Annotated in this window: 17 protein-coding genes; 3 read left to right on the top strand and 14 right to left on the bottom strand. The window is 58.7% G+C overall.

Annotated elements, in window-relative coordinates:
• Positions 1–882, top strand: a complete 882-nt coding sequence (locus tag EPN96_03595) for a deoxyribonuclease IV (GenBank protein ID TAL17850.1) — start codon at positions 1–3, stop codon at positions 880–882.
• Between the two features lie 31 nt (positions 883–913).
• Here the strand turns inward: EPN96_03595 and EPN96_03600 are convergent, their stop codons facing one another.
• The 3 genes from EPN96_03600 to corA form a co-directional block, all read right to left on the bottom strand.
• A complete protein-coding gene (locus EPN96_03600) occupies positions 914–2,485 on the bottom strand; it encodes a hypothetical protein (protein TAL17851.1) in 1,572 nt (523 codons plus the stop codon).
• 365 nt (positions 2,486–2,850) lie between these two features.
• Entirely contained in the window at positions 2,851–4,404 is a 1,554-nt protein-coding gene (locus tag EPN96_03605) for a B12-binding domain-containing radical SAM protein (GenBank protein TAL17852.1), read from the bottom strand.
• Between the two features lie 183 nt (positions 4,405–4,587).
• Entirely contained in the window at positions 4,588–5,652 is a 1,065-nt protein-coding gene (corA, locus tag EPN96_03610) for a magnesium/cobalt transporter CorA (GenBank protein TAL17853.1), read from the bottom strand.
• A gap of 478 nt (positions 5,653–6,130) precedes the next feature.
• Here corA and EPN96_03615 point away from each other — a divergent pair, with 478 nt between their 5' ends.
• Entirely contained in the window at positions 6,131–6,400 is a 270-nt protein-coding gene (locus EPN96_03615) for a hypothetical protein (GenBank protein TAL17854.1), read from the top strand.
• Positions 6,401–7,016: 616 nt separating this feature from the next.
• Here the strand turns inward: EPN96_03615 and EPN96_03620 are convergent.
• From EPN96_03620 to EPN96_03640, 5 genes are all read right to left on the bottom strand, one after another.
• Positions 7,017–7,898, bottom strand: a complete 882-nt coding sequence (locus EPN96_03620; protein TAL17855.1) for an alpha/beta hydrolase — start codon at positions 7,896–7,898, stop codon at positions 7,017–7,019.
• Positions 7,899–7,908: 10 nt separating this feature from the next.
• A complete protein-coding gene (locus tag EPN96_03625) occupies positions 7,909–8,679 on the bottom strand; it encodes a hypothetical protein (protein TAL17856.1) in 771 nt (256 codons plus the stop codon).
• Positions 8,680–9,094: 415 nt separating this feature from the next.
• Entirely contained in the window at positions 9,095–10,495 is a 1,401-nt protein-coding gene (gltA, locus tag EPN96_03630) for an NADPH-dependent glutamate synthase (protein ID TAL17857.1), read from the bottom strand.
• Between the two features lie 40 nt (positions 10,496–10,535).
• Complete coding sequence (locus EPN96_03635; GenBank protein ID TAL17858.1) at positions 10,536–11,396, bottom strand: sulfide/dihydroorotate dehydrogenase-like FAD/NAD-binding protein; 861 nt, start codon at positions 11,394–11,396, stop codon at positions 10,536–10,538.
• Between the two features lie 108 nt (positions 11,397–11,504).
• On the bottom strand, positions 11,505–13,574 hold the full coding sequence (locus tag EPN96_03640) for a hypothetical protein (protein TAL17859.1): 2,070 nt from the start codon (positions 13,572–13,574) through the stop codon (positions 11,505–11,507).
• 5 nt (positions 13,575–13,579) lie between these two features.
• On the opposite strand from EPN96_03640, the gene EPN96_03645 reads away from it, so the two are divergent.
• Positions 13,580–14,803 (top strand): DUF2088 domain-containing protein, encoded by a 1,224-nt coding sequence (locus tag EPN96_03645; protein TAL17860.1) that lies wholly within the window; start codon positions 13,580–13,582, stop codon positions 14,801–14,803.
• A gap of 213 nt (positions 14,804–15,016) precedes the next feature.
• Here EPN96_03645 and EPN96_03650 read toward each other — a convergent pair whose 3' ends face one another.
• The 6 genes from EPN96_03650 to EPN96_03675 all read right to left on the bottom strand — a co-directional run bounded on the left by EPN96_03650 (position 15,017) and on the right by EPN96_03675 (position 23,843).
• Positions 15,017–15,520, bottom strand: a complete 504-nt coding sequence (locus EPN96_03650; GenBank protein ID TAL17861.1) for a hypothetical protein — start codon at positions 15,518–15,520, stop codon at positions 15,017–15,019.
• Positions 15,521–15,567: 47 nt separating this feature from the next.
• Positions 15,568–18,918, bottom strand: coding sequence for an efflux RND transporter permease subunit (locus EPN96_03655; GenBank protein TAL17924.1), 3,351 nt, complete (start codon positions 18,916–18,918; stop codon positions 15,568–15,570).
• Between the two features lie 32 nt (positions 18,919–18,950).
• Positions 18,951–20,345 carry an efflux RND transporter periplasmic adaptor subunit gene (locus EPN96_03660; GenBank protein ID TAL17862.1) on the bottom strand — a complete coding sequence of 465 codons (1,395 nt, stop codon included), beginning with the start codon at positions 20,343–20,345 and terminating at the stop codon, positions 18,951–18,953.
• Positions 20,346–20,423: 78 nt separating this feature from the next.
• On the bottom strand, positions 20,424–21,992 hold the full coding sequence (locus EPN96_03665; protein TAL17863.1) for a TolC family protein: 1,569 nt from the start codon (positions 21,990–21,992) through the stop codon (positions 20,424–20,426).
• Entirely contained in the window at positions 21,989–23,326 is a 1,338-nt protein-coding gene (locus EPN96_03670; protein TAL17864.1) for a TolC family protein, read from the bottom strand. The genes EPN96_03665 and EPN96_03670 overlap by 4 nt, the downstream gene beginning before the upstream one ends.
• Positions 23,327–23,429: 103 nt before the next feature.
• Entirely contained in the window at positions 23,430–23,843 is a 414-nt protein-coding gene (locus tag EPN96_03675) for a heavy-metal-associated domain-containing protein (GenBank protein TAL17865.1), read from the bottom strand.
• Positions 23,844–23,885: the final 42 nt, after the last annotated feature.

The following is a 23,885-nucleotide window of genomic DNA, read 5'->3' on the forward strand; positions in this document are numbered from 1 at the left end:
TTGCCCCTCTTCGGAGCCCACGTTTCCATAGCGGGGGAAATAACGAACGCCTTCACGGAGTACAAAGATATCGGCGGCTCTTCCCTCCAGCTTTTCACCAAAAACCAGCGACGCTGGGATGCCCCTCCCCTGACGTCGGAGGAAACCGCGAGGTTCCGCGAACTCTGGGAGGAGTGCGGCAGCCCTCCGATGGCCTCGCACGGTTCCTATCTACTCAACTTCGCCTCCGGCGACCCGGAAATACTCCGCAAAACCCTCGAAAACTCCTCCGACGACCTGACGCGCTGCGAAGAACTCGGCATCCATTACCTCGTGGTCCATCCGGGGAGCCACGGCAGCGACGGAATCGCGACGGGGATACGAAGAATCGCCCAAAACGTCGCCCGCGCAATTGAAATGGCTAAGAGCGAAAGGGTGACGGTGCTCCTCGAAACCACCTCCGGCGCGGGAAACTCAGTCGGCGGCGAGTTTTCCCACCTTCGCGACATAATCTCCGCTTCGCCCATACCCGAAAGGCTCGGCGTCTGCGTGGACACCTGTCACATCTTCGCCGCCGGCTACGAACTTCGCGAACCGGAGAGCTACCGGAAAACTATGGAAGAGCTTGAGAGCGTAATCGGTCTCGGGCGGGTGAAGATGTTCCACGTCAACGACTCGCTGGGCGCTCTCGGCTCGCACAGAGACCGCCACGAGCACGTCGGCAAGGGGGAAATCGGCCTTGCGGGCTTTAAAAACCTCGTCAACGACCCGCGCTTTTCCTCCCACCCGATGATCGTGGAAACCCCGCCGGGAAAAGACAATATATGGGACAAGAGGAATTTAAAGGTCCTGAGGAAACTGGCGGGGGAGAAGAGCCGGAGGACGGGCACAGCGAAGCGGTAACGCGCCTGAGGACAAAATACTTTAAAAAGACCTACGGCTGCGGAATCCTGTAGACGACTACACCCATCGGTGAAACAAATTCGAGCGGAAGGGCAAGTTTCATATTAAGAGGGGGAATTACGCTGGTTGCTCCAAACTCTCTTCCAAGAGCCTGCCATTCTTCGGTCGAGCGGCCGCCCCACGTCTCGTAGGTGTTTATAAGGTAATCGCCTCTGTAAGGCTTTAAAAGACTGGACCTGTAAACCCTGTTCATTATTTTCTCGACTGCGGGCGCTGCATCGGCAGCGTAAGGGAGAATATCTAAATTACAGGTGTCCAGAAGAACTCCCCGGCGCGTTCTGAGCTGCGGTCTGAGCCACATCTCCTCGGGGACGATTAAGAGTCCGGTTCCCTTTGAAAGGTGTTCGGTAAGGGGGCTCCAGATGTCCCGGCCTTTTGCCCTCTCGCTGCTGTAGCGGGGGAAAACGAACGCGATCAGGCAGAAAACGATCAGCGCTCCGAAAGCTACGTTCACGGCGAGTTTGAAGTATCTGACATTTTCAGATATTACCCACCCCTTTTTTTTCATGAAAGGGTGCAACCAGATTACTCCCAAAGCTGCAGCGCCCCCGAAGAGCGGAAATAAATATCCTGAAACGGCTGTCCAGCCGGTCGGCTCCGAAACCTGAAGTTCAAGATGCATGTTGCCGGTAAGGCTGTCCGTCAGCGAAAAAACGATGAATAATGAATTAAGGGCCAGAAAAATCAGCGCCAGAGGGTTTCTTTTTATAATGCCGTAGCAGCCTAGAACACCGAACACCAGGACCGGGAAAAGCATGGAGTTCAGGTTGAGCCATCTGGCCGGCATAAATTTCTGAATGAAAAGAGGCTGCGAGTCGATCGATAAAACGGTCCATAGCATGAACGTAGCGCCGATGGCGGTTATTGCAGCAATCGCTCTTATTAAAAATTTCGCGCCTTCAGACAAATTGCTTTTCTGAAACAGCCATAAAAATATGATGAAAGCGACTATGTAAAAATCTATTTCCAGCGTGCGGGCGGCTGTCGCGGCGTCGGTATACTGAAAATAATCCCATGATTTCTTATAAGCGGCTATGATCGGCACCGATTCGGCCGCTCTTGAGCTGTCTACGGGTGGTGAGATAAAAAGTTTATGGACAAGTATTCCTGCAATCGACAGTGCTGTCCCGGCTGAAAAAAACTTCAAAACTTCCTTTTTACGCGCCTTCAATTCATCCGGCTTGAGGCAAAAAGCCAGCCCCGCCCCTGCAAAGACGGCAAGGCTCATGAAAAAATGGATCCAGGGGAAAATCCCGGCCAGGAAAGCGGCGGTCTTCCACCTTCTGAGGGCGAAAAGGCCAAAAACCAGAAGAGCGAAGAAGAGCCCCACAACGCCGAAAAGGCTCGTATGGTTAGGAAGCAGGATGGGGTATTGGTGACCGTGAAAAGCCTGCAGGTTAGTATGGGGCCAGAAGCCGTAAGGGTTGTCAATGTTGAAGTCTATGACGTTAAGCCCGAGCCGCAGGATGAGCACCGGCGCCAGCAGAGCCAGCCCGGCGTTTTCGACGAATACCAGCGTCAGCGCCGTCAGAGAGGAGAACATGAGACCACCCTGCAAGCCCGAATAGAAGACCGACAGGGGCCATTCCGAAACCCCCAGCTTCATTAACAGGGCGGCGGAATCGACCAGAAAGGAAATGATCGAGAGGTGAAAAGTGCTCATCGGGTTTCCGGGCGGATAAGTTACTGCGCCCGAAACGACCTGCGCGCTTTCGACGTTGTCGGTCCAGGAGGGGAAAATAATAGCGGAAATCAGAAAGCCCAATGCAAAGCTTGCCGCGATGACCGGCCAGACGATATCGGGCGGTTTTTTACTCTTTAACGCTCCAGTCTTATCTAAAAGCATGAAAGTTCCCGCCGGATATCGAGATTGTTGAACCAGACGTGGGGGCCCCCCTGGATGTTTCTTCAATCCCCCGTGACGGTGCTCTCGGTCTGGAACATCTTTTTCCGTAGTTTGCGGATGATGGCGAGTTCGGGGACGTGCTTGTAGAGCTTGTTTTTGAGGCGCAGGTGGAAGTAGCCGCTGAAGGGTCTGGCCGCCGCCATCAGAAGCTTGTTGCCAAGCCCCTTTCCCATGCTCATCACTATCTTGTCCATCGAGTCGGCGAGAATGCTCATATAGGAGATGTTGCCCACCCAGATGCGCTCCTCCCTCGTCAGCCAGGGGAGCTTCCTGCCCTCGAAGTCGTAGTCGTCGAGCGTCCAGTCGGCCCATTCCTCCAGGGATTGGGGGGGGACGAGGCCGTTGTCCATCGCTATCTGAAAATCCGGGGTGCCGGGGAAGGCGGTGTAGGAGGCTATGGTCTCGAAATGGGCCTGCGGGTTTTCGGCTTTGAGACGGTAGGCCATGTCGATGGTCATGTTCATGTCTTCAAAGGTCTCGGTGGGGTAGCCGATAAGCAGGGTGTAGGTGGGCAAAAAGCCGTATTCCATGCAGATTTTGTTCGCACGGAGGGTGTCTTCGACCTTTATTCCCTTGTTCATCAGGTCGAGTATGCGCTGCGAGCCCGATTCCGCGCCGAATTTCAGCGTCTCCGCCCCCGCCTCTCGTAGCGCGACGAGCTGCTCGTGGGTGGATTTCAGGAAAACGTCCACCCGCGTCCCGGCGGTGTAGAACTGGGTCTTCAGGCCCGCTTCTATGATGCCTCTGCAGATTTTATACGCCCTCTCGCGGTCGATGTAGAACTCGTCGTCGCGCAGCCAGAAACCGTCGAGGTTGAAGCGCTTGACCCCCTCGGTGATAATTTCGAGGCTCCTCTCGGCGGAGAGAGGGCGCCATTTTCTGCCGCGTATGCTGGCGCTGCTGCAAAAGCCGCACTTGAAGGGACAGCCCCGGCTGGTCTGGCCGAGGTCGAGGACCCTTCTGGCACCCTTGATGTAGATGTCGTTGTCCTTGTGGACGTATTTTTCCACCTCCACAAGGTCCCAGGGAACCGGGAGGAGCTTCTCCACGTCGAGGAGAGGACGCACGCCGGTGTTGACCACCTGCCCATCCTCCTCGAACAAAATCCCCTTGATCTCCCGTAACGGAGTCTTGTTTCGGAGGGAGTTCACTAGTTCGAGGAAGGATTCGTCCCCCTCGCCGACGACGACGATATCTACGTTCTCGTTCTCCAGCGTCTGCTCGGGCATCACGGAGGGGTGGGTTCCGCCCCATACTATCGGAATCTTGCCTCCGGTGAGCCTTCGTAGCGCGCGGGCGATGCCGAGCGCCATCTTGATCTGGGTTCCGGTCATCGCGGAGATTCCAAAGCAGACAAGTTCCGGCGAGATGAGGTTTTCAAGCAGGGAATCGGTCAGCTTGTAGAGCCGCTGGTCAAGAATCTTTACCTTGTACCCGGCTTTCTGAACGGGAGCGGCGACCGCCAGTATTCCGTGCGGCGGCGATATGGTCGTTTCGAGTTCGAGGCCGGTTTTGGGATATATGAGAACTACGTTCGGCTTTTCAGAGGTCTCCAACAGAAAAACTCCTTAGAACGGCTGGAACTCACAGCCGGATTATCTTAACTTACGGGACTGTTTAACGCGAACAAACGTTGCCGGGTTGAATTTACGGGATTTTGCCCCAAATGGGTACAAAAACTGAAAATATATCAAACACCGCGCAAGCTCAAGGGGAACCGCCGCCGGGAGGATGCGCCGTTAAAACCAGTGCTTTTTGCGGAACCAAACCAGCATTCCGACTGATGTCGCGAGCATAACAACCCACACCAGCGGGTAGCCATACTTCCATTCCAGTTCCGGCATATGCTCGAAGTTCATACCGTAAACACCGACGATGAAGGTCAGAGGGATGAAGATCGTGGCGATTATGGTCAGCACCTGCATTATCTCGTTCATGCGGATGGAGAGGCTGGAAAGGTAGATGTCGGCGTAACCCGCGAGGGTCTCGCGCTGCACCTCCACGGTGTCCACCACCTGGAGCACATGGTCGTAAAGGTCGGTGAGGTACGGGTGGAGCCGCTGCGATACAAGTTCGCTCTCCGACCTCTGGAGGGTCTGTATCATCTCGCGCAGCGGCCAGGCCGCACGGCGTATCATCGACGAATCGCTCCGTATCCTGTGTATGTCGCCGAGGGTCTTTGAGTCGGGTTTCCTGAAAAGCTCGTCCTCCAGCGTTTCCATCTCGTCGGAAAGGCGCTCTATGACCAGAAAGTAATGGTCGACGATCATGTCCAGAAGCATGTGCATAAGAAAATCCGCCCCCTCGCGCCTCACCCTCCCCTGCCCCTGCCGTATCCTGTCGCGCACCGGCTCGAAGATGTCGCCCGGCCGCTCCTGAAAGGTGACGAGCCACCCGCGCCCCAGCAGCAGACTCATCTGCTCGAACTCGATTTCGTCCTTGCCGGGCAGTTTCTGGGCCATGCGGAGCACCGCGTAGAGGTAATCCCCGTGGAACTCCACCTTGGGCCGCTGGTGGGTGTTGGCGATATCCTCCAGCACCAGAGGATGCACGCAGAGCTTTTCGCCGATCTTCCTTATGACCTCGACCTCGTGGATGCCCGAGACATCCAGCCACGAAACCCCGGAGGGAGAAGGAAAGTCGCCCGGCAGTTCCGGGCCGGTGAAACACCTCTCCGAGTAGGACTTCTCTTCAAAATTGAAGATCGTTACGGAGACGTTCTCGGCCTTCTTCTCGCCCACATGCACAAGAGTGCCGGGGGGAAGTCCGAGCTTTTTCGAGCGTGGGGAAACCTGTTTGGCCATTGCTGATCCGCCTTTTAGAGTCGAGCTTTTTCGTCACCCTTAACTATAACAAAAGAAGCGCGGCGCAAACAGGAGCCAAAGAGTTTCTCTGAGCGAATGAAAAGTATTAGCGCTTTGAAAAACAATGCTCTAAGGTGATGTTAAATCAAAACACCCAGCCACGCAGGGAGGAAAGCAGATGCTGCCGGAAACACAAAAGAAGGCTTTCGCCGAGTTCTACAACGTCTCCCGCAACAACACGACACTCGACCCGAAGACGACCGTGCTCATCCACCTCGCCTCCGCGATGGCCTTCGGCTGCACTCCGTGAATGGAGCACTATCTCGGCGTCGCCGGGAAAGAGGGAATCACGGCTGAGGAGATCGGCGCGGCGCAGTCGATAGTGATGGCGGTGGCCGCGGGCAGGGTCAACTCCCAGCTTCGCGAAGTCGAGGTGAAGATCAAAAAACAGCAGGGGGAAGGGTAAGCCGGATTATCAATGGGCAGACTCACCAGACACGTCATCTTGCCTTTTATACCGGCCCTCGCCCTTGAAGCGCTCTGGTTCACACCGAAGGAGACCTTCGGCTGCGCCCAGCGCGGGCTCATGGCGCTCTTCGTCGTGCTCGCCGCGGCGGCGGGGGCTTTCTGGGCCATTTTCAAGGGAATGCGGGCAAAAAAAGGCGGCGGCTCCGACGCCAACTGGTGGCTGCTCACGGCAATCATCCTCACCCTGCCGCTGCTACTGCTCCTCGGGCCGCTGGGGTAAGGCCGGGTAGGATGCGTTAGCGTAGCGTAACGCATCGATTGAAAGAGGGGGGATGACTCAATACCGAAGAGCTTATTGCGAGGGCGGGACCTACTTTTTTACGGTCGTTACGCAAAATCCATAAAGGAAGGTTGTATCCCTCCGAATGGTGCGACGGCGGTGACATGGATAGCATCGGTTGGGATTAACGCACGGAAATTAATGCGTTACGCTACGCTAACGCATCCTACACGGCTTACAGTTAATAAAAAGGGGCCGCTCTCCCCGAGGCGGCCCTTTTCAATAGCTGTCAACAAACTACCTTCGAGCACACGAGCTAAAAAATATCTGCTCGTGTGCGAGCCTTCTTTTCGTTCCCCTTCGTGGCCCGTAGGTGACGCAGGGAGCGGAGGCGGAAAGGGCGGCGGGGGGGTCTTAGTGAGCGCAGCGAGCGGGTGCCCCCTCACGCCCCCGCCGTAGCGACCGGTCGCTCGTAGAGCGAGCGGAACCTCCCGGGCCGATTTTTTGGGCACTTTTTTTTAAAAAAAGTGCCACGGGTGCGGGCGAAGCCCGGCAAGTTGTAAATATCCTTCATTGTTATTGTTGGGTATCGCTTCGCTCCATCCAACCTACCCGGCTAACCAAACGTCCAGCTCGGTAAGGTGCGCGACGCTATGGATGTAGCGGACAGAGCGCGATGTTCCGGGGTTTTCGCCTCATCCAGTTCGCGGCCAATGGGTATCCCAAGATATTCCGACACGCGCTGAGCGCTTTCTTTATGCCCCCAATAATGGCCGTGCGCGTAGTCGAATACGCCCATGTCGCTTAGATCCCACATCCTTTTCGGGTCGCCGAAACGTCCCACCGCGCGGGGCCAAAACTCGCCGCCGGTGTCGAAAGCAGCAATCTGCCCGATGGGAAACGCGTAATGTAGAACTCCATCGGCGCTGGAAAAGAGTGTCTTGGGCTTTTTAAACATCGACGACAACTTCACAGCAGGGCGCAGTCTGGAATTGTTCTCATCGACATGGCCGCGAGGAACAGCCGCAGCCATCAGAATTAATCGCGTTACGCGAATCCGGTCATTCACAAGCGTTTCCGACAAACAGCGCACCATTTCGAGCGCGAGGCGGCATCCCAGGGAATGACAGATAAGGACTATTTCCAGTGGCCAGCCCGCCGCGGTCGGTCTCGAACGCAGGAATTCGGCAAATTTACGGGCGGATTTTTTTGCTTTGGGAATTTGAAGCGGATAGGACAATTCCGATAACACAGGTAGCGGCTCGTCCCCAGGCCAAAAGCACATAAATACTGGCCCAAGCAGTGTTTCAGAGGCCTCAAGGGGCGTGTTTGAGAGAAAGTCCCTATAAGAGTCCACTGCTTCTGTCTGGCTTACATTGAACCCGTGAACGAGGACCACGGCCTTGGACCACGAAGGTTCTTTCCAGGAGCACTTCACGCCATCCGCGACGTCCCCGCCGGAAATCTCGGTTCTAACGCTAAGTGTATACGTACTCATGGGGCCGTGATCAGGATTTGCGCATTTGCTGGAGGGAGGCCAGCAGGTCGCGAGCCACAGGGGCAAAAAAACCTCCGGCAAGTCCGAAGACAACTGCAGTTGCCAGATTATTATTTCCGTTCACGGACAATATACCTATGTAGCAGATCAGGAAGCTGATGACGAATGAAGAGACCTGCAAACCATATTGCCATTGGGAAGACGCGGCTATCTGGAGTCCATCGATGGATCTCTGAACCTGATGGGCTACTCTGGTGCGGGCATCAACCTGTTCCTGTGTCGGTTTAGGATTATCCGGCGATGGTTGTCTCCACAACAGCCTCATATCGTCTATCCTCGCGTGGGTGGACAGGCACCCCAGCAATTCGGGGTACTCCCACGGATAGTCCAGGACAACCTGAGCGGCGGCGTTCAGTTGTCCGCACAATTGCTCGATGGGAAGCGAGTAAAGCGCCATGGGATCGCCCGCCGTGGAAAGTTTAAGCAGATCCTTCTCGGCTATTTTCAAGAAGTTGTCACCCCTGAGCGAATCCTTCGACTGCGTTGCGTTTGATCTGAACAATTCGAGTTCCAGCCGGTAAGGCCCGGTTTCATTTCCGAGCCACTCCCTTACCTTCCATGTCTGGAAAATCCTTCGCAACGGCAGGATATCTTTGGCCGTCTGGATCAGGGCCATGGACAACACGCCTACGGCGGCCATAGCCATGGCCATTTTCGTGAGCTGTTCCGCTATACCGGAAGAGAACGAGGTGACTTGATTTAAGATCGCCTGTAGTTCCATAGCCATAATCTCCCTTGTTGCGCTTGAAAGCGCTTCCCTAAGGTATCAAGCTTCAGGGCTTTTTATGATTCTATAAGTGAAATATCACACGTACAAATACTTATAATGCTTATTAATACCAAAACATGTTCATTACAACATATTTTTTATCTTACATGATGTTGCGTTTTATAATTTAAAAATAAAAAATCCTTCCCGGCCAGTTTGAGCGGCCATTCCGCACACCAAAACCGCAGTAAAATCAGGTAACTGGCTTTCCGTAATGCTGCCGCAAAAAAAGGGCGGAACCTTTTACGGTCCCGCCCTTCGGCAATCATCGAAACTTAAGAAAACTGCTAGCCTCTGGATCTCGCCTTCGCGGGAATGACGCCAGCCGTCTCGGTGCGTTACGGCTTGCGCCTAACGCACCCTACCCTCAGGCCCCTTTCAGGTACTTGTCTATCGCGTCGGCGGCTTTTCTCCCCGCGCCCATCGCGAGGATGACGGTGGCCGCGCCGGTGACGACGTCGCCGCCAGCGTAGACGCCTTCCATAGTGGTCTTGCCGGTGGCCTCGTCGGCGATTATCGTCCCCCACTTGGAGGTGTGTATCTCCGACGTGGTGGCGGGGATGAGCGGATTGGGCGAATTGCCGATGGCTACGACTACGGTATCGACCTCAAGCTCGAACTCGGAGCCGGGGATGACTTCGGGCTTCCTGCGGCCGGAGGCGTCGGGCTCGCCGAGGCGCATCTTGACGCACTTCATGGCGCGCACCTTGCCGTCTTCGTCGCCGACAAGCTCGACGGGGTTGGTGAGGAGGTGAAAGATTACCCCCTCCTCTTCGGCGTGATGCGATTCCTCGGCGCGGGCGGGCATCTCGTCGTGGCTGCGCCGGTAGACTATCATCGAGGCGTCCGCGCCGAGGCGAAGGGCCGTCCTCGCGGCGTCCATCGCGACGTTGCCGCCGCCCAGCACCGCGACCCTCTTGCCTCTGGCTATCGGGGTGTCATGGCCGGGGAAGAGGTAGGCTTTCATGAGGTTGTTGCGGGTGAGGTATTCGTTGGCGGAGTAAACGCCGTTGAGGTTCTCGCCGGGTATCTTCATGAAGTTGGGAAGTCCCGCGCCGGAGCCGACGAAAACGGCGTCGTAGCCGTCCTCCTCCATCAGCTCGTGGACCGAGCGGATCTTGCCGATGACGGAGTTCATAACGAACCGGACGCCCAGTGAGGAGAGGTAATCCACCTCGGCCTGGACTATCGCCTTCGGGAGGCGAAATTCCGGTATGCCGTAGATGAGGACGCCGCCGGGCTTGTGGAGCGCCTCGAAGACGGTGACCTCGTGGCCTTTCTTGATGAGGTCGCCCGCTACGGTGAGCCCCGCGGGGCCCGCGCCGATTACGGCTACCTTCTTGCCGGTCTTCGCGGCTATGGGGGGTATCGTCACCCCGCCCTCGTTGCGCTCCCAGTCGGCGGCGAAGCGTTCGAGGCGGCCTATCGCCACCGGCTCTTCCTTTTTGCCGACGACGCACTTCACCTCGCACTGGGATTCCTGCGGGCAGACGCGGCCGCAGACGGCGGGAAGGCTGTTTTTGTCCTTCAAAATCCTGGCGGCGGCGGCGAAATCGCCCTCGGCTATCTTGCCGATGAAATCGGGGATGAGCACCTCGACGGGGCACCCTTCCCTGCACTTGGGCTTTTTGCACTGAAGGCAGCGGGAGGCTTCCTTCATCGCCGTCTCTTTTGAATAACCGAAGGGAACCTCTTCAAAATTGCGGGCTCTTACCTTCGGCTCCTGCTCGGGCATGGGCTGGCGCAAAATCTTTTCCTTTGGGGCCATTTTTTATGTCTCCGTATCTTATCGGGCGAAAGGCGCGGGATTACTCCCAGCAGCGCTTCCCCCCGTGATGTTCGTGAAGATGTTTTTCCATCGAGACGGCTTCGTGCGACTTGTACATGGCGAGCCTCTTTGTCAGCTCGTCGAAGTTGACCTTGTGGCCGTCGAACTCGGGGCCGTCCACGCAGGCGAACTTGGTCTCGCCGCCCACCGTGACCCTGCACGCCCCGCACATGCCGGTGGCGTCCACCATTATGGGGTTCAGGCTCACTTCGGTCTTCACCTCGTACTTCTCGGTGACCTTGCAGCAAAAGCGCATCATCGGAACGGGGCCGATGGCCACGGTGAGGGAGATGTTCTCCTTGCCCTCGCGAAGGATTACCTCTTCAAGAGCCTGGGTGACGAACCCCTTCTTGCCGTAGGAGCCGTCGTCGGTGGTGATGATCAGCTCGTCGCTGGCCTTCGCCATTTCGGCTTCCATGATGAGAAGCTCTTTACTTCTCGCGCCCATTATCGAGATGACGCGGTTACCCGCCGCCTTGTGGGCGCAGGCGATGGGGTGTACGGGAGCGACGCCTATACCGCCGCCGATGCAGACCACCGCGCCGGGCAGGCTCTGGACGTGGGCCGGTTTCCCGAGGGGACCGACGAAATCGAGGAGAGCATCGCCGGGATTCATTTCCGCGAGTCTGGCCGTGGTCTTGCCCATTACCTGGAAGACCAGGGTCACCGCGCCGGTGTCTACGTTCTTGTCGGCGACGGTGAGGGGGATGCGCTCTCCGTTTTCGTCGATGCGAAGCATGATGAAGTTACCCGCCTTGTGTTTTTTGGCGACGGCGGGGGCGAGTATGTCCATGCGGAATACCGCCGGGCCAAGTTTCTCTTTCCTCAGAATCTCGTACAATTCTCACTCTCCGTCAGCGAGGTTTCGGCGCAAAGAGGTCCCGCCGAAAACGTTTTACTTAAAATTAAAATTTTATAGTATTGCTTTAAAACAAGTCGGAAGTGGCTGTCAAGGGGTTAATGTGGAAGAAAGCACAAGCCCTCCGCCCTCCAGCCTCCCGTAGGCGTCCAGCGCGGTTATGACCTTCTTTACGTAGAGTCTCGTCTCTATGTAGGGAATCGACTCGACGAAAAGATCCGCGTCGGCCCCCTTCCACTTCTCGCGCCAGGCGGTGACCGAGCTTTCCCCCGCGTTGTAAGCGGCTGCGGCGCTGGCCACGTCGCCCCCGTAGAGATCGAGGAGGTTCCGAAGGTATTTAGCGCCTATGCGGAGGGCGGTCGAGGGGTCGAAAAGCGTTTCCTGGCTGAAATCCTTTATCCCCAGCTCTCCGGCAATCCTGCCCGCCGTGGAGGGGATGAACTGCATCAGCCCCCTCGCCTCCCACAGCGAATAGGCGTCCTTGTCGAAATTGGATTCGGTCTTCATCACAGCGAGGAGAAGGTGCGGGTGGATATCCGCCTCCATCGCCGCGGCGTTCACCGAGTAGGGGTATGCGAGGCAGTAGGCGAAGCGGTAGGCGTCGGAGATTCCCTTCCCCGGCGTAGTCTCGTTCCAGTCGTACCAGCTTCCCCCGGCGGCTTTCGCAGCCCCGGAAAAATCCTCCGCGAAATAGCGCATCCACAGGGCGGAAGAACCCTTGGGGTCGAGCCTTTCGAGCTCGCGCCTCGCGGCCTCGTAAAAACCGATGCGCAGGTAAGCCAGCGGCTTTTCAAACTCTCCCTCGGGGACGATGAGTTCCGCCGGGGGCGAGGGCGGGGTAACGGTCATGGAGCCCTTGCCCCTCGGGTCCGCAACGGGAAGAATTTTGCCGTCGCCGGAGGCGGAAAGAATCGAGTAGTAGCCCATCGGGTACTTTGAGAGGAGCGTTTCGCGGACCTTCTTCGCCTCCTCCTGCTTCTGCGCCTTCTCTAAAGCCCTAAAGGCCCAGTAGAGCCCCCTCGCCTGCTGCCAACCCTTGGCTATTCCCTTCACGGAAGATTCAAAGACCTTCGCGGCGTCGGCGTACTTGCCCGCCTTGAAGGCGGTGAAGCCGTCGCCGAAGCGGGTGTCCACCGCCTCGGCGGAGGCGGGGTATTTCTTCATCAGGAGGTCGCGGGCTTCCTTCGCTTCCTTCGCCATCTGCCTTCCCTCGAAGACCCGGTAAGACTGGAAAAGCCAGACGGGGGCCTTGGAGTTTCCGGAGTATTTTTTGGCGAGAGCCAGAAGGTCGGCGGCGCCCTCGTTGCCCCTGTCGAGGCCGAAGAGGGAGCGGGCGTGGTGGAAGCGGGCGTCCTGCTCAATCGGGTCACTCTTTGATTTCGCCGCCGTTTTCAGCGGGGTAAGCGCCTCCTCGTAGCGGCGCAGGTAGTAGAGCGCTTTGCCGAGTGAGAGATTTACCTCGTTTTGGAGGGGGGAGTCCTTCTTAAGCCTCGCGAGGAGGGCTTTAAAGACCGCGACGCCCTTTTCCCTGCTCCCCTTTTCGAGAAGGTTCTTGCCCCTGGTCAAAAGCTGCTGGTCGGTGAGGGGCTTGTCGGGGTCGGCGTCCTTGTCCGCGATGTATTTCGCCGCCGCGTCGGCCGCGCCGGTATGGGCGAAATCAACGTAGAGGCGCGTGGCCGTGGCGGCGGCCTCCTTGTCCATCCCCGCGAGTTTCTGAGCCGAAGCGAGTCTAAGCAGCGCCCCGGCCCTGGGTATCTCTTCGGTGAGGGAATTCTGGAGCCTGTCGAGGAAGTTCGTCTCTCCCGCGAAATCCCCCCTCGCCTCCGCCTGTTTCGCGAGAAGGTCGAGGGCTTCCGGCAGAAAGGGGCTTTCCGGCTTGAGTCCGGTAATCGCCTCCAGGTGCGGTCTCGCCTGCTCGGGCGGCAAGAGCCCGGCAAGGGATATGCGCACCGCGTCGGCGGGAAGGTCGGGACTCAGCAGGAGACGGGAGAAGATCTCCACCCCCTTCCCGGCGGAGTCCGCCCCGAGGGACCTTGCCTCGATAAAATCCCGCTCGGCCTGATTCAGAGGCGGAAATTGCACCTCGCGGAACTGGGCCGCGCTGCACGGGATTGCAAGAAAGAGGCAAATAGAGTAGAAAAAAATCTTAAAGTTTCGCATGGGGGATGAAGGCTACCAGAGCTTGTGAACATGAGCAAGGATGCAAAAAGGTGTTTGAATTTTTTGATGTCGAAGCAACCTTCCCAAGGCCGAAAGAGGCGAATCCAGGCGAAAAAGTCGCCGTTCTTGCGGGAAAATTCACAAATTTAAGACGCCTCCCCCCCCCCGGGAGGATAGCCGTGGCGGTCGGCAGCAGGGGGATAACAGCCATCGGAGAAATGACCGCCTCCCTCGTCGGCGCGCTAAAGGCGGGTGGGTACGACCCCTTCGTTGTCCCCGCCATGGGCAGCCACGGCGGGGAGACCCCAGAGGGTCAGCTAAAGACGCTGGCGAGCCTCGGAATCACCGAAGAAACGGTAAAAGCGCCGGTCATCGCCACCTCGGAGGTGGTAAGCGCGGGAAAGACCCGCTCCGGCGTCGAGGTCTTCATCGACAAAAACGCCTTTGAAGCCGACGCGATTGTCCCCATAAACAGGATAAAGCCCCACACCGCCTTTCGGGGCAGGCTCGAATCGGGTCCCGCCAAGCTGCTCGCCGTGGGGCTGGGAAAATCCAGAAGCGCCGCGCTCATGCACCGTGCGGGGCTCGCCACCGCCATTCCCGAAGCGCTTCAAGTGCTCATCGAAGCGGAAAAAGTGCTTTTCGGAATCGCCATCCTCGAAAATCCCTACGGCGAGACGGCCCATATTGAACTCGTCGCCCCCCAAAACTGGCTCGAAGAGGAATCGCTCCTTCTGAACCGGGCGTGGGAACTGTATCCCCGCCTTCCCTGGGAAAAACTGGATATTCTTGTCGTCGAGCGGATGGGAAAGGATATCTCGGGAACCGGGATGGACCTTAACGTAATAGGCATGTCGCGCAGGTTCCCCGGCTCGGGGACGCTGCCGGAAATCGGCCGTGTAATAGCGCTGGAGCTTACCGCCGGAAGCGGCGGCAACGCCACGGGCCTGGGCTACGCCGACATCGTCACCCGAAAGCTCGCGGGAGCCGTCAACTGGGAGAAGACGAGGTTCAACTGCGCCGCCTCCGGCTTCCCCGAAGCGGCCCGCCTCCCCTTCGTCTCCCTCGGCGAACCGGACGCAATAAAAAAAGCCTTGTCGGACTTAAATATTTCGTCAAAGCACGTCCGCGCGGCGAAGATACCGGACACCTCTCACCTCCATAAAATCCAGGTATCCAGAGCGCTTACGGAAGATCTCCCCGAACCTTTCCACAAGTGTGCGGGATAGGTTGTGGAAAACCCTGTGCAAAACCCCGCAAGTCGGCACCAAGCGTGAATCCCCGAAAGGCTGCACAAAATTTCATCATTGTCTCGAACAAAGAGGACCTTAACGGTAAGGTAATTCGCCGTAAAACCTTGTCAATACGCCGTTTGACGAACACAAAAAAGCGGCGGGCCGCCCTGAGCGCACCCGCCGCTTCGGCTTATAATGACACTGTAATCACTTGACTTCGTATTTGAACTCGTCCACGACTGTCTTGTCCCCGGCCTGAACTTTTGCCGTGATTTTATAGCTTCCGGGCTTCGAGAAGTCCACGTCGCCCCCGAAGCCGCCCAGCATCGCCATGCCCATCGATTTTTGCTCGGCGTTGCCGGGACCGAAAACGAGAAAGCCCGCCTTGGCCTCGGTCACTTCCATGCCGTCCGGCTTCGCGAGGAAAACCATCAGGTGGTGGGAGGTGGTGATTCCTGTGCCGGGCATGATCTTCAGGACATCGGCTTTGGTGAGAAGATAGTACTCGACCTTGTAGCCGTCGATGGCGGTCTCGCGCACCTTCACGCCGTGGCGCTCGTATTTCATTTTCTGACCGGCCCCCATCGAGGAGCCGGACATCTCCATCCCGCCCATCGAGCCCATCGAGTCGTGCATTGCAGCTTTCGCTTGGGGGACGGCGAAGGCGAAAGCCATTGCCAGTACCGTTAACGCATGGATTATCTTTTTCATCTTTTTGCCTTTCCTTGTGCAGTTTGCCGGCTTCACGGCTTAAATTCTTATTGCTGGACAACCGGTTGCGCCGGGTTCTCCAGCTCTCTTTTTTTCCAGAGCTTGTAAATCGCCGGATAGACCAGCAGTTCCAGTGCGAAGGAGGTGATGAGGCCTCCTATCATCGGCGCGGCGATCCGCTTCATCACGTCCCCCCCGGCCGAGGTGGACCACATGATGGGGAGCAGCCCCATGAAGGCCGCCGCCACCGTCATCATCTTCGGCCTCGCGCGCTTGACGGCGCCGTGAAGGATCGCCTCGTCAAGCTCCTCCGGCGTGTTAAGTTTCCCTTTGGCCTTCGCGTCGTCGTAGGCGAGGTCCAAAAAGAGGAGCATGAAGACGCCCGTCTCCGCGTCCAGTCCCAGAAGGGCGATCATCCCCACCCAGGCGGCTATCGAGACGTTGTAGCCGAGGATGTGGAAGAGCCAGATAGCGCCTATCGCCGAGAAGGGCACCGCCATCATTACCACCGAGGCCTTGAATGCGCTTCGGGTGTTGGCGTAGAGGAGAAGGAAGATGAGGACCAGAGTAATCGGGACGACAATTTTCAGGCGCTCCTTCACTCGGATCATGTTCTCGTACTGTCCGCTCCACGTAAGGACGTAGCCGGGCTGGACCTTAAGCTCCGAGGCCACCACCTTTTTCGCCTCCTCGACGTAACTCCCCACGTCGCGCCCCGCTATGTCCACGTAGACGTAGCCGGAGAGGAAGCCGTTCTCGTTTCTGAGCATCGAGGGGCCGGAAACCAGCTTTATGTCGGCTAGCTGGGCGAGAGGAATCTGGATGTTGCCCATCGCCTGGGGAGCAGGGGACGACATTCCGGGAGCGCCCCGCTGCACTCCGGAAGTCCCCGCGACAGGCACCAGCACCCGCCCGAGGGACTGGAGGTCCTCGCGAAGCTCTCTCGGGTAGCGGATGTTCACCGGGTAACGCTCGCGCCCCTCGAAGGTGGTGGTGACGTTTTCGCCGCCCACCGCCTGCATGATCACCTTCTGCACGTCGTCGATGGTGAGCCCGTAGCGGGCGAGCTGGTCGCGCTTCGGCTCGAAATCCACGAAATACCCGCCGGTGACCCTCTCGGCGAAGACGCTCCTCGTGCCGGGAATCTTCTGCATTATCCCTTCGAGCTTTTCGCCAATCTTCTGGATCTCGTTGAGATCGGCTCCGTAAATCTTGATGCCCACCGGCGTTCTGACGCCGGTCGTCAGCATGTCTATTCTGGCCTTGATGGGCATCGTCCAGGCGTTGGTGTTGCCGGGGAATTTCAGCTTGGCGTCCATCTCGGCCACCAGCTCGTCCCACGAGATCCGGTCGGGCCATATCGGCCTAAAAACCGGCTTCAGCCAGTCCGGAGACCAGCCCGAGTACCAGCGCTCCTTGCCGCGCCACTGTTCCGGCGGCTTTAAGATGACGGTTGTCTCCATCATCGAGAAGGGCGCGGGGTCGGTGGAACTGTCGGCGCGCCCCGCCTTGCCGAAGACGCGCTCCACCTCGGGGAAGGATTTCAGCACCTTGTCCTGCGCTGTTAAAAGGTCCTCGGCCTGCGCCACAGAAAGCCCCGGAAGAGTCGTCGGCATGTAGAGGATGGTGCCCTCGTTCAGGGGAGGCATGAACTCCTGTCCGAGCGGCTTCACTCCGAGGAAAGGTATTCCAAAGTAAGACCAGACGGATACCGCGACGAGAACCAGTGAGGCGCTTATCACCGCCTTGGGAAAGCGCAGGACGAAGCGGCAAACCGGGTCGTAGATCTTGAAGATCGTCCGACTTATCGGGTGGCGCTCCTCCGAGTAATAGGTGCCGACGAAAGCGGTCGAAGCTATCTTCGCCAGAATCCTGGGCTTGAAAGTGAAGGGCTCCACCCTGGCGAAAAGCATCCGGAGCGCGGGGTCGAGCGTTACCGCCAGAAAAGCCGCCAGTCCCATCGCGAGGTTCTTCGAGTAGGCGAGCGGCTTGAAGAGCCTCCCTTCCTGATCGACCAGCGCGAAGATCGGCAGGAAGGCCACCGCAATCACCAGCAGGGAGAAGAAGACCGAAGGGCCGACCTCTTTCAGGGCTTCCAGCCTTACGTCGTGAAAATCCCCTTTTTTGCCGTCGGCCTGCCAGTGGTAGATCTTGTTGTAGGCGTTCTCCACCTCCACTATCGCGCCGTCCACCAGAACGCCTATCGAAATGGCTATTCCGGCGAGGCTCATGATGTTTACCGTCACTCCCATGTAGTAAAGGGGGATGAAGGAGAGGAGAACGGAGATGGGTATCGTCAGTATCGGGACGATAGCCGAGGGTACGTGCCAGAGGAAGAGGAGGATGACAAGCGAGACGATTATCATCTCCTGCACCAGCTCGTGTTTGAGGGTGCCGAGCGCCCGCTCGATCAGGTCGGAGCGGTCGTAGGTGGTGACGAACTCCACCCCTTCGGGCATAGAGGGCTTGAGCTCCTCCATCTTCGCCTTCACCCGCTCTATGACGTTGAGGGCATTTTCCCCGTGGCGCATCACGATTATTCCGCCGACGTGGTCGCCCAGGCCGTCGAGGTCGGAGATGCCGCGCCGTATCTCGGGGCCGAGCTCCACGCGGGCGATATCCTTTACAAGGACCGGGACGCCCCCCGCTCCGGTCTTCACCACTATCTTCTCGAAATCGGGGAGGGTTCTCGCGTAGCCCCTCGCCCGCACCATGTATTCCGCGCCGGAAAACTCGATCAGCCTCCCGCCGACCTCGTTGTTGGACTTACGGACAGCCTCCATCACCATGTCCAGCGAGAGGCCGTAGGCCGCAAGGCGGTTCGGGTCAACGGTTATCTGGTATTGCTTCTGGAAGCCGCCGATTGAGGCCACCTCCGCGACGCCGGGGACCGATTGGAGGGCGTAGCGAAGGGTCCAGTCCTGATAGGAGCGAAGCTGGTCCAGCGAATGCTTCCCGGATTTGTCGGAAAGTGCGTACTGGTAGACCCAGCCCACGCCGGTGGCGTCGGGCCCAAGCTCGGTCTGTATTCCGGCGGGCAACCGCGACTGTATCTTCGAGAGGTATTCAAGCACCCGCGAGCGCGCCCAGTAGATATCGGTCCCGTCCTCGAAGATTACGTAGACGTAGGAAAAGCCGAAATCCGAAAAGCCGCGTATCGCCTTTATGTGAGGCGCTCCGAGGAGGGCGCTTACTATCGGGTAGGTGACCTGATCCTCGATGATGTCCGGCGAGCGGTCCCACTTCGAGTAGACGATGACCTGCGTGTCGGAGAGGTCGGGAAGGGCGTCCAGCCGTATCTGGCTGAGGGTAAACCAGGCAAACGCGCAGAGAACCGCGATTCCGATAAGGGTGAGAGCCCGGTTTACGGCGCAAAAGCCGATAATCTTCTGGATCAGGGTTTCTTTTCCGGGCTCGACGGAGTGGGGGTTCATCTCGCCCCTCCGCCGGTCATCCTGATTATCGCAGCGCGCAGCCGCGACTCGGAATCGAGGAGGAAGTTCGCCTTAACCGCGACCTTCTCGCCTTCGCCCACGCCCGACAGCACCTCGGCCCTGCCCTCGCCCCGAACGCCGATCCGCACCTCTCTGGGCTCGAAGAGCCCCTTGCCGGTTTCCACGAAGACCACCTTGCGGATGCCGGTATCTATTATGGCCGAATCGGGTATCACTACGCCTCTGGAGGTGTCGAGTGAGAGCGTCACGTCGGCGTACATCTGGGGCTTGAGCATGATTTTGGGGTTGGGGAACTCGAAGCGCACCTTCAAGGTTCGCGAGTCGGCGGAGAGGAACGGGTTGACGAAGGTCACCTTGCCCCTGAGCTTCACCGAGGGATCGAAGGAGAGCGACAGGGACGCCTCCTGCCCGACCTTGACGGCGGACGCCTCGTACTCGTAGAGATCCGCCTCTATCCACACCCGCGAAAGGTCTACTACGCTGAGGAGTTCCATCCCCGGCTCGACCTTCTGCCCCTCGAAGACATCTTTGGCGATAACGTAACCGCCCGCCGGGGAATTGAGGGTGACGGAGCGCTGGGGGACGCCGGTTTTTTCCAGTTCGTCTATAAACCCCCTGGGCACGTCGTAAAGCTCCAGCCTGCGCCGCGCCGACCGCAGCAGCTCGTCGCCCAGGCTCTTCACGTCGGGGCTCGCGGAGGAACCGAATTTCCTTGCCGCTTCGCGGGCCCGCAAAAACTCCTCCTGGCTCGCCAGAAGCTCGGGCGAGTAGATGGAGAGGAGGGGTTGGCCCCTGGAGACAGCCTGACCCGTGACGTTTACGTAGAGTCTCTCTATCCACCCCTCCACCTTGGTCTGGACCCGGCGAATGCGCGTCTCGTCCGGAACTACTATGCCGACGGTGCGCACGGTGCGGGCCACCTCGTCCCTCACCGCCTCGGCGGTCTGGACGCCGGAGAGGCTTAGCGCCTCCTCGCCGACACGTATGGTCGCGAGCCCCTCGACCCCGCCCGCCGAAACGCCCTCGGCCTCGTCGGCGTAGACGGGGATGTAGTCCATGCCCATGTCGTCCCTTGCGGGAACCGGGGAGGTAATCGTCGCCGTCATGGGGTTTCTGTAGAAGAGAATCTTTCGCTCGCCCTTGGGAGCGGGGCCTGGAGTTGTGGTTTTCGAGCCCCCTACGTCGGCGAAGAAATCGTCCTGGGCGGCCTTCGGCGCTTCGGCGGCGGGCGGAGGCGTTTCCGCCATCTTCGCGGGCTTCATTAACAGGTAAAAAACGGTCCCGGAGAGGGCCAGAATGATGACCCCCGCGGCTATAAGCAGTTTTTTGGAGCCCTTTTCCTGACCATTGAGCCGGATGTCGTCATTCATATCGTGAACTCCTCAAAAAACTGCTGCGAGCGACGTTTTTAAGCCTCCCGATTTCCAGGCAACCTCTTATCCAAAAGATCATTTTCCATCCCCCCTGAGGGGAGAAACCCCCACCGCCGCTTCCAGCTCCGCCCTTGCGATTCCGAGGTCGGAGCGCGCCCGCTGCGCTAAGAGGCTGGCCGATAGCCACCCGTTGAAGGACTCTATGAGGTCGAGGAACATCACCTTCCCCGTCGAGTAGCCGCTGGTGGCGGCTTCGAGGGCGCTCTGGGAGAGGGTCATGACCCTGCCTTCGTAAAGCGCCTCCTCGCGCAGGGCCTTGTCGCGGCTAAACCAGCTCTGGCGGACGCGAAGGGCGGTCCCCGCCTCCTCCATCTCCAGTTCCTTCCTGAGCGCCTCGATTCTCTGGCGAATCTCGTTCAGATAGGCTTCGTCCTTGCCGAACCAGGGCATCTTCGGGAGCCCTTCGCCCATCGAGGCGGTGGTGGTTTCCGGGAAACTTCCCTCGCCGCCGCCCATTCCTCCCTGCCCGACGCCCGCTATCTCTTTTCGCTCGTAAGAGGAAAGGCCGAGGCTGAACCCCGGATAGACCATCGTTTCGGTCATCTCCAGCATCCGCTCCATCTTCCCTATCATCGCCCGCATGGCCCTCGGCTCCTGCCGCCTTTCCTTCGCGATGACGAGAAGGTCCGCTTCCGGCAATTCTTCCCTTCCGGGCTCGCTCACGGCGGGAGAGCCGATTTCGGTTTCGGGCGGGAGGCTGAGTACTTCGCGTATCATCGCCGCCATGTTTTTGCGGTCTTCCTCCATCGTCCGGAGCTCTTCCTTCACCTTTTCCTTTTCGATTCCGATACGGACAAGGTCGAGAAAGCCCGCCTCGCCCGTCTCGTACCGCGCCGACACCCCGCCCCGGAGGTTGTCCATCAGGGTCAGCATCCGCCCCATCGTCTCGACTGCGCTCTGGGTGTAGAGAAGCTCCCAGTATGCCTTTCTGGCGTCGGTTATCGCGTCTCTCTTCGCGGCTTCAAGCTTTTCGCGCATCGCCTTGACTTCCTGCGTGACTATCTGCCCCTTCAGGGCGAGGACGCCGGGGAAGGGAAACTTCGAGGCTATGGAATCGGGGCTCTCCATGTTGCCGACGCCCGCCATGGGACTGCCGGTGAGGAGGGAGAAGCGGCGAAGAACGGTGTCGAGGTTCTCAACCTGCCCGTAGCTCTCCATGGCGGCCCTCAGTTCCCTCTCCATCGCCTTGACACCGGGATTTCGGAGCAGCGCGAGGGTTTCGAGGGTTTCCAGCGTAAAGCCGTCTTTCAGCGCCTCCCCGGCTTTATGCGCGTCGGAGGCCGCCGGGGAAAGCTCCCTGAGAACTTCGGCGGAGGGCGTGTAGAAAGAGTCCCCCGGGGGCGGATTCAGCAAAGCCGCTTCCCACCCCGCTTTCAACGCGCGAAGCTTTTCGATCTGGGCCTCGAACTCGCCGCTTCGGGAAGAAGCCGAAGTCTCCGGGGCGGGTCTCGCCTCCGTCTGCGACCGGTGAAGGGCGGGCGGCTCGTACCCCTGAAATTCCTTGTCCAGCTCGGAATAACCGGAGAAAGCGGCGGTTGCCAGGAGAGTGAAAGCGGCTGCGGCAAAAAAGGATATGGTTCTCACTTCGCGCCCTCCTTCGCTTCACCGGAAGGTTCCGAAGTTCCCCTGTTCGTAAGGCTCGTTCCCGCGAGGGTTTCGAGGCGCGCCAGGAATTTGCCGTAATCGGCCTTTGCGCGGGCGAGGGCGAGCTGGAAGTTGTAAAAGGCGCTCTGCACCTCCACGTAGTCGGAAAAGCTCCCCTGCCCCTGCCTGAAGCGCAGCTCGGCGGTCTCCATAGCCTTCGCCGCCTGCGGCAGGAGGTCGTCGCGGTAGAGTTTTATCAGCCGCTCCGAGTTCTGGAGGCGAAACCAGTTGTCGCGGACCATCACCCTCGTTTCGTTTACCTGCCCCAGCTTCATCGCCCTCATCTTTTCAAGGTCAGCCCTCGCCGCCCCCAGCCGCCCCGCGTTTTTGCCCGGCCAGAGGGGCAGCATGAAACCCGCCTCTATGCCGTACTGCTTTACTTCGTCCTCGAAGCCGTAGGAGAGCCCCACCTTGAATTCGGGGAGGTTCATGTAGCGGGTGAAATCGAGCATCGCCGAGGCCTTTTTCTCGTTTGCCCCGGCGATCCTTATCTCTTCGTAGTTGGCCTCGGCCAGCGGGTATATCTCCTCGACCCTGTAGACGACGGGGCGCGGCGGCTCGTCCGAAAGAGGCCCGATCGGGGCGTCGGGAACACGGCTGAGGAGAGAGTTGATGCGCGTCTTTTCGGTGCTTTCAAGCTCCCCTAGGAGAAGGGCGTCGTACATCAGCTGCCCGGACTGCGCCTGAGCCTTGAGCACGTCAACCAGCGCGGCCTTATCGCTCGTAAAGGCGGTCTCGCCCGCCTTTACGAGCTGGTCGAGAAGCTCGCGGTTAAGCCCGGCGATGCGCCTCGCCTCGCCAAGGTACAAAAGCTCCTGATACGATTCCCGGAGCCCGGCGGTAACGTCGCGCACGGCGACGTCCAGTTTGAGCCGCGAAATCCCCGCTCCGGCCTCGGATATCTCCCCCGCCTTCCCAAGCCTGCCGGGGAAAGGCAACGCCTGCGTTATCCCTACCTTCCAGTCGTCAGGGGCCGCCGACGCGGTGAAGGGAACGTCCATGTACATCCCTTCCACCATGATTTCCGGGTTCTCGTGGGCCGTATCGACGCGGTACTGCTCGACCGACCCCTTCCACTCCTCGCGCGCGGCCGCAACCATCGGATTGTGGAGGTAGCCGTAGGCGACGAGGTCGGAAAGGGAGGGGCCCCGCACGATTTTGCTCTCCAGAGCGTCGGCGGGTTCCGTAGCGGCCGCCGTCTCCGACGCCGCGCACAGGGCGGTCAGTCCGAGCGCGATCACTCCGGCCATCAGCAATTTTGTAAACCGGTTCATCTGGCGGCTCCAATAAAAAGCGCAGTTTGCTTTATGTTCCCGTTATTCGTAAAGTTTACTGCGGATTACGGGGCTATCAAGCGCCCGTAAAATAAAACCGGGGTCAGCCGCAGCAGCCTCCGCCGCACCCGCTCTTTTTAATCGAGGCGGGTTTCACACCCGCCGGGGAAGGCGAGGAGGATTCCAGAAGCAGGGCAGGATAACCAGTCCCGCTGATTGCCTCTGCAAGAGCCTTCGGGTCCGTCTCCCCTTCCTTGTAGTCAACGGTGACCGTTTTCTTTTCGATATCGACGTCTACGGCTGTTATTCCGGGAACACCCTTAAGCGCCCTGCGGATTTTTAATCCGCAACTGCCGCAGGTAACTCCCGAAACCTCGAAAACCGCTCGTTTCACGGATGTCGAAGGAGTTGAATCGCCGGGTTTGCCCACATCGGTTCCGGCGATTACGTAAACCGCGCCGAAGGCAAAGAGAAGCGCGAAGAGAGCGGAGAGGAAAAGAGGGTGTATGCGTTTCATTGTCTGGTTCCTTCTGAATGGGTTTGCTGAAACATACTTCAA

This window comes from bacterium (assembly GCA_004322275.1).
Taxonomy (GTDB): Bacteria; Desulfobacterota; Deferrisomatia; order Deferrisomatales; family BM512; genus SCTA01.

Excerpts from the sequence above, each read along its gene's own strand:
- EPN96_03600 (TAL17851.1), bottom strand. The coding sequence starts at position 2,485 with ATGTTCTCCTCTCTGACGGCGCTGACGCTGGTATTCGTCGAAAACGCC.
- corA (TAL17853.1), bottom strand. The coding sequence starts at position 5,652 with ATGGCCAAACAGGTTTCCCCACGCTCGAAAAAGCTCGGACTTCCCCCC.
- EPN96_03615 (TAL17854.1), top strand. The coding sequence starts at position 6,131 with ATGGGCAGACTCACCAGACACGTCATCTTGCCTTTTATACCGGCCCTC.
- EPN96_03620 (TAL17855.1), bottom strand. The coding sequence starts at position 7,898 with ATGAGTACGTATACACTTAGCGTTAGAACCGAGATTTCCGGCGGGGAC.
- EPN96_03625 (TAL17856.1), bottom strand. The coding sequence starts at position 8,679 with ATGGAACTACAGGCGATCTTAAATCAAGTCACCTCGTTCTCTTCCGGT.
- gltA (TAL17857.1), bottom strand. The coding sequence starts at position 10,495 with ATGGCCCCAAAGGAAAAGATTTTGCGCCAGCCCATGCCCGAGCAGGAG.
- EPN96_03640 (TAL17859.1), bottom strand. The coding sequence starts at position 13,574 with ATGCGAAACTTTAAGATTTTTTTCTACTCTATTTGCCTCTTTCTTGCA.
- EPN96_03645 (TAL17860.1), top strand. The coding sequence starts at position 13,580 with ATGAAGGCTACCAGAGCTTGTGAACATGAGCAAGGATGCAAAAAGGTG.
- EPN96_03650 (TAL17861.1), bottom strand. The coding sequence starts at position 15,520 with ATGAAAAAGATAATCCATGCGTTAACGGTACTGGCAATGGCTTTCGCC.
- EPN96_03660 (TAL17862.1), bottom strand. The coding sequence starts at position 20,345 with ATGAATGACGACATCCGGCTCAATGGTCAGGAAAAGGGCTCCAAAAAA.
- EPN96_03670 (TAL17864.1), bottom strand. The coding sequence starts at position 23,326 with ATGAACCGGTTTACAAAATTGCTGATGGCCGGAGTGATCGCGCTCGGA.
- EPN96_03675 (TAL17865.1), bottom strand. The coding sequence starts at position 23,843 with ATGAAACGCATACACCCTCTTTTCCTCTCCGCTCTCTTCGCGCTTCTC.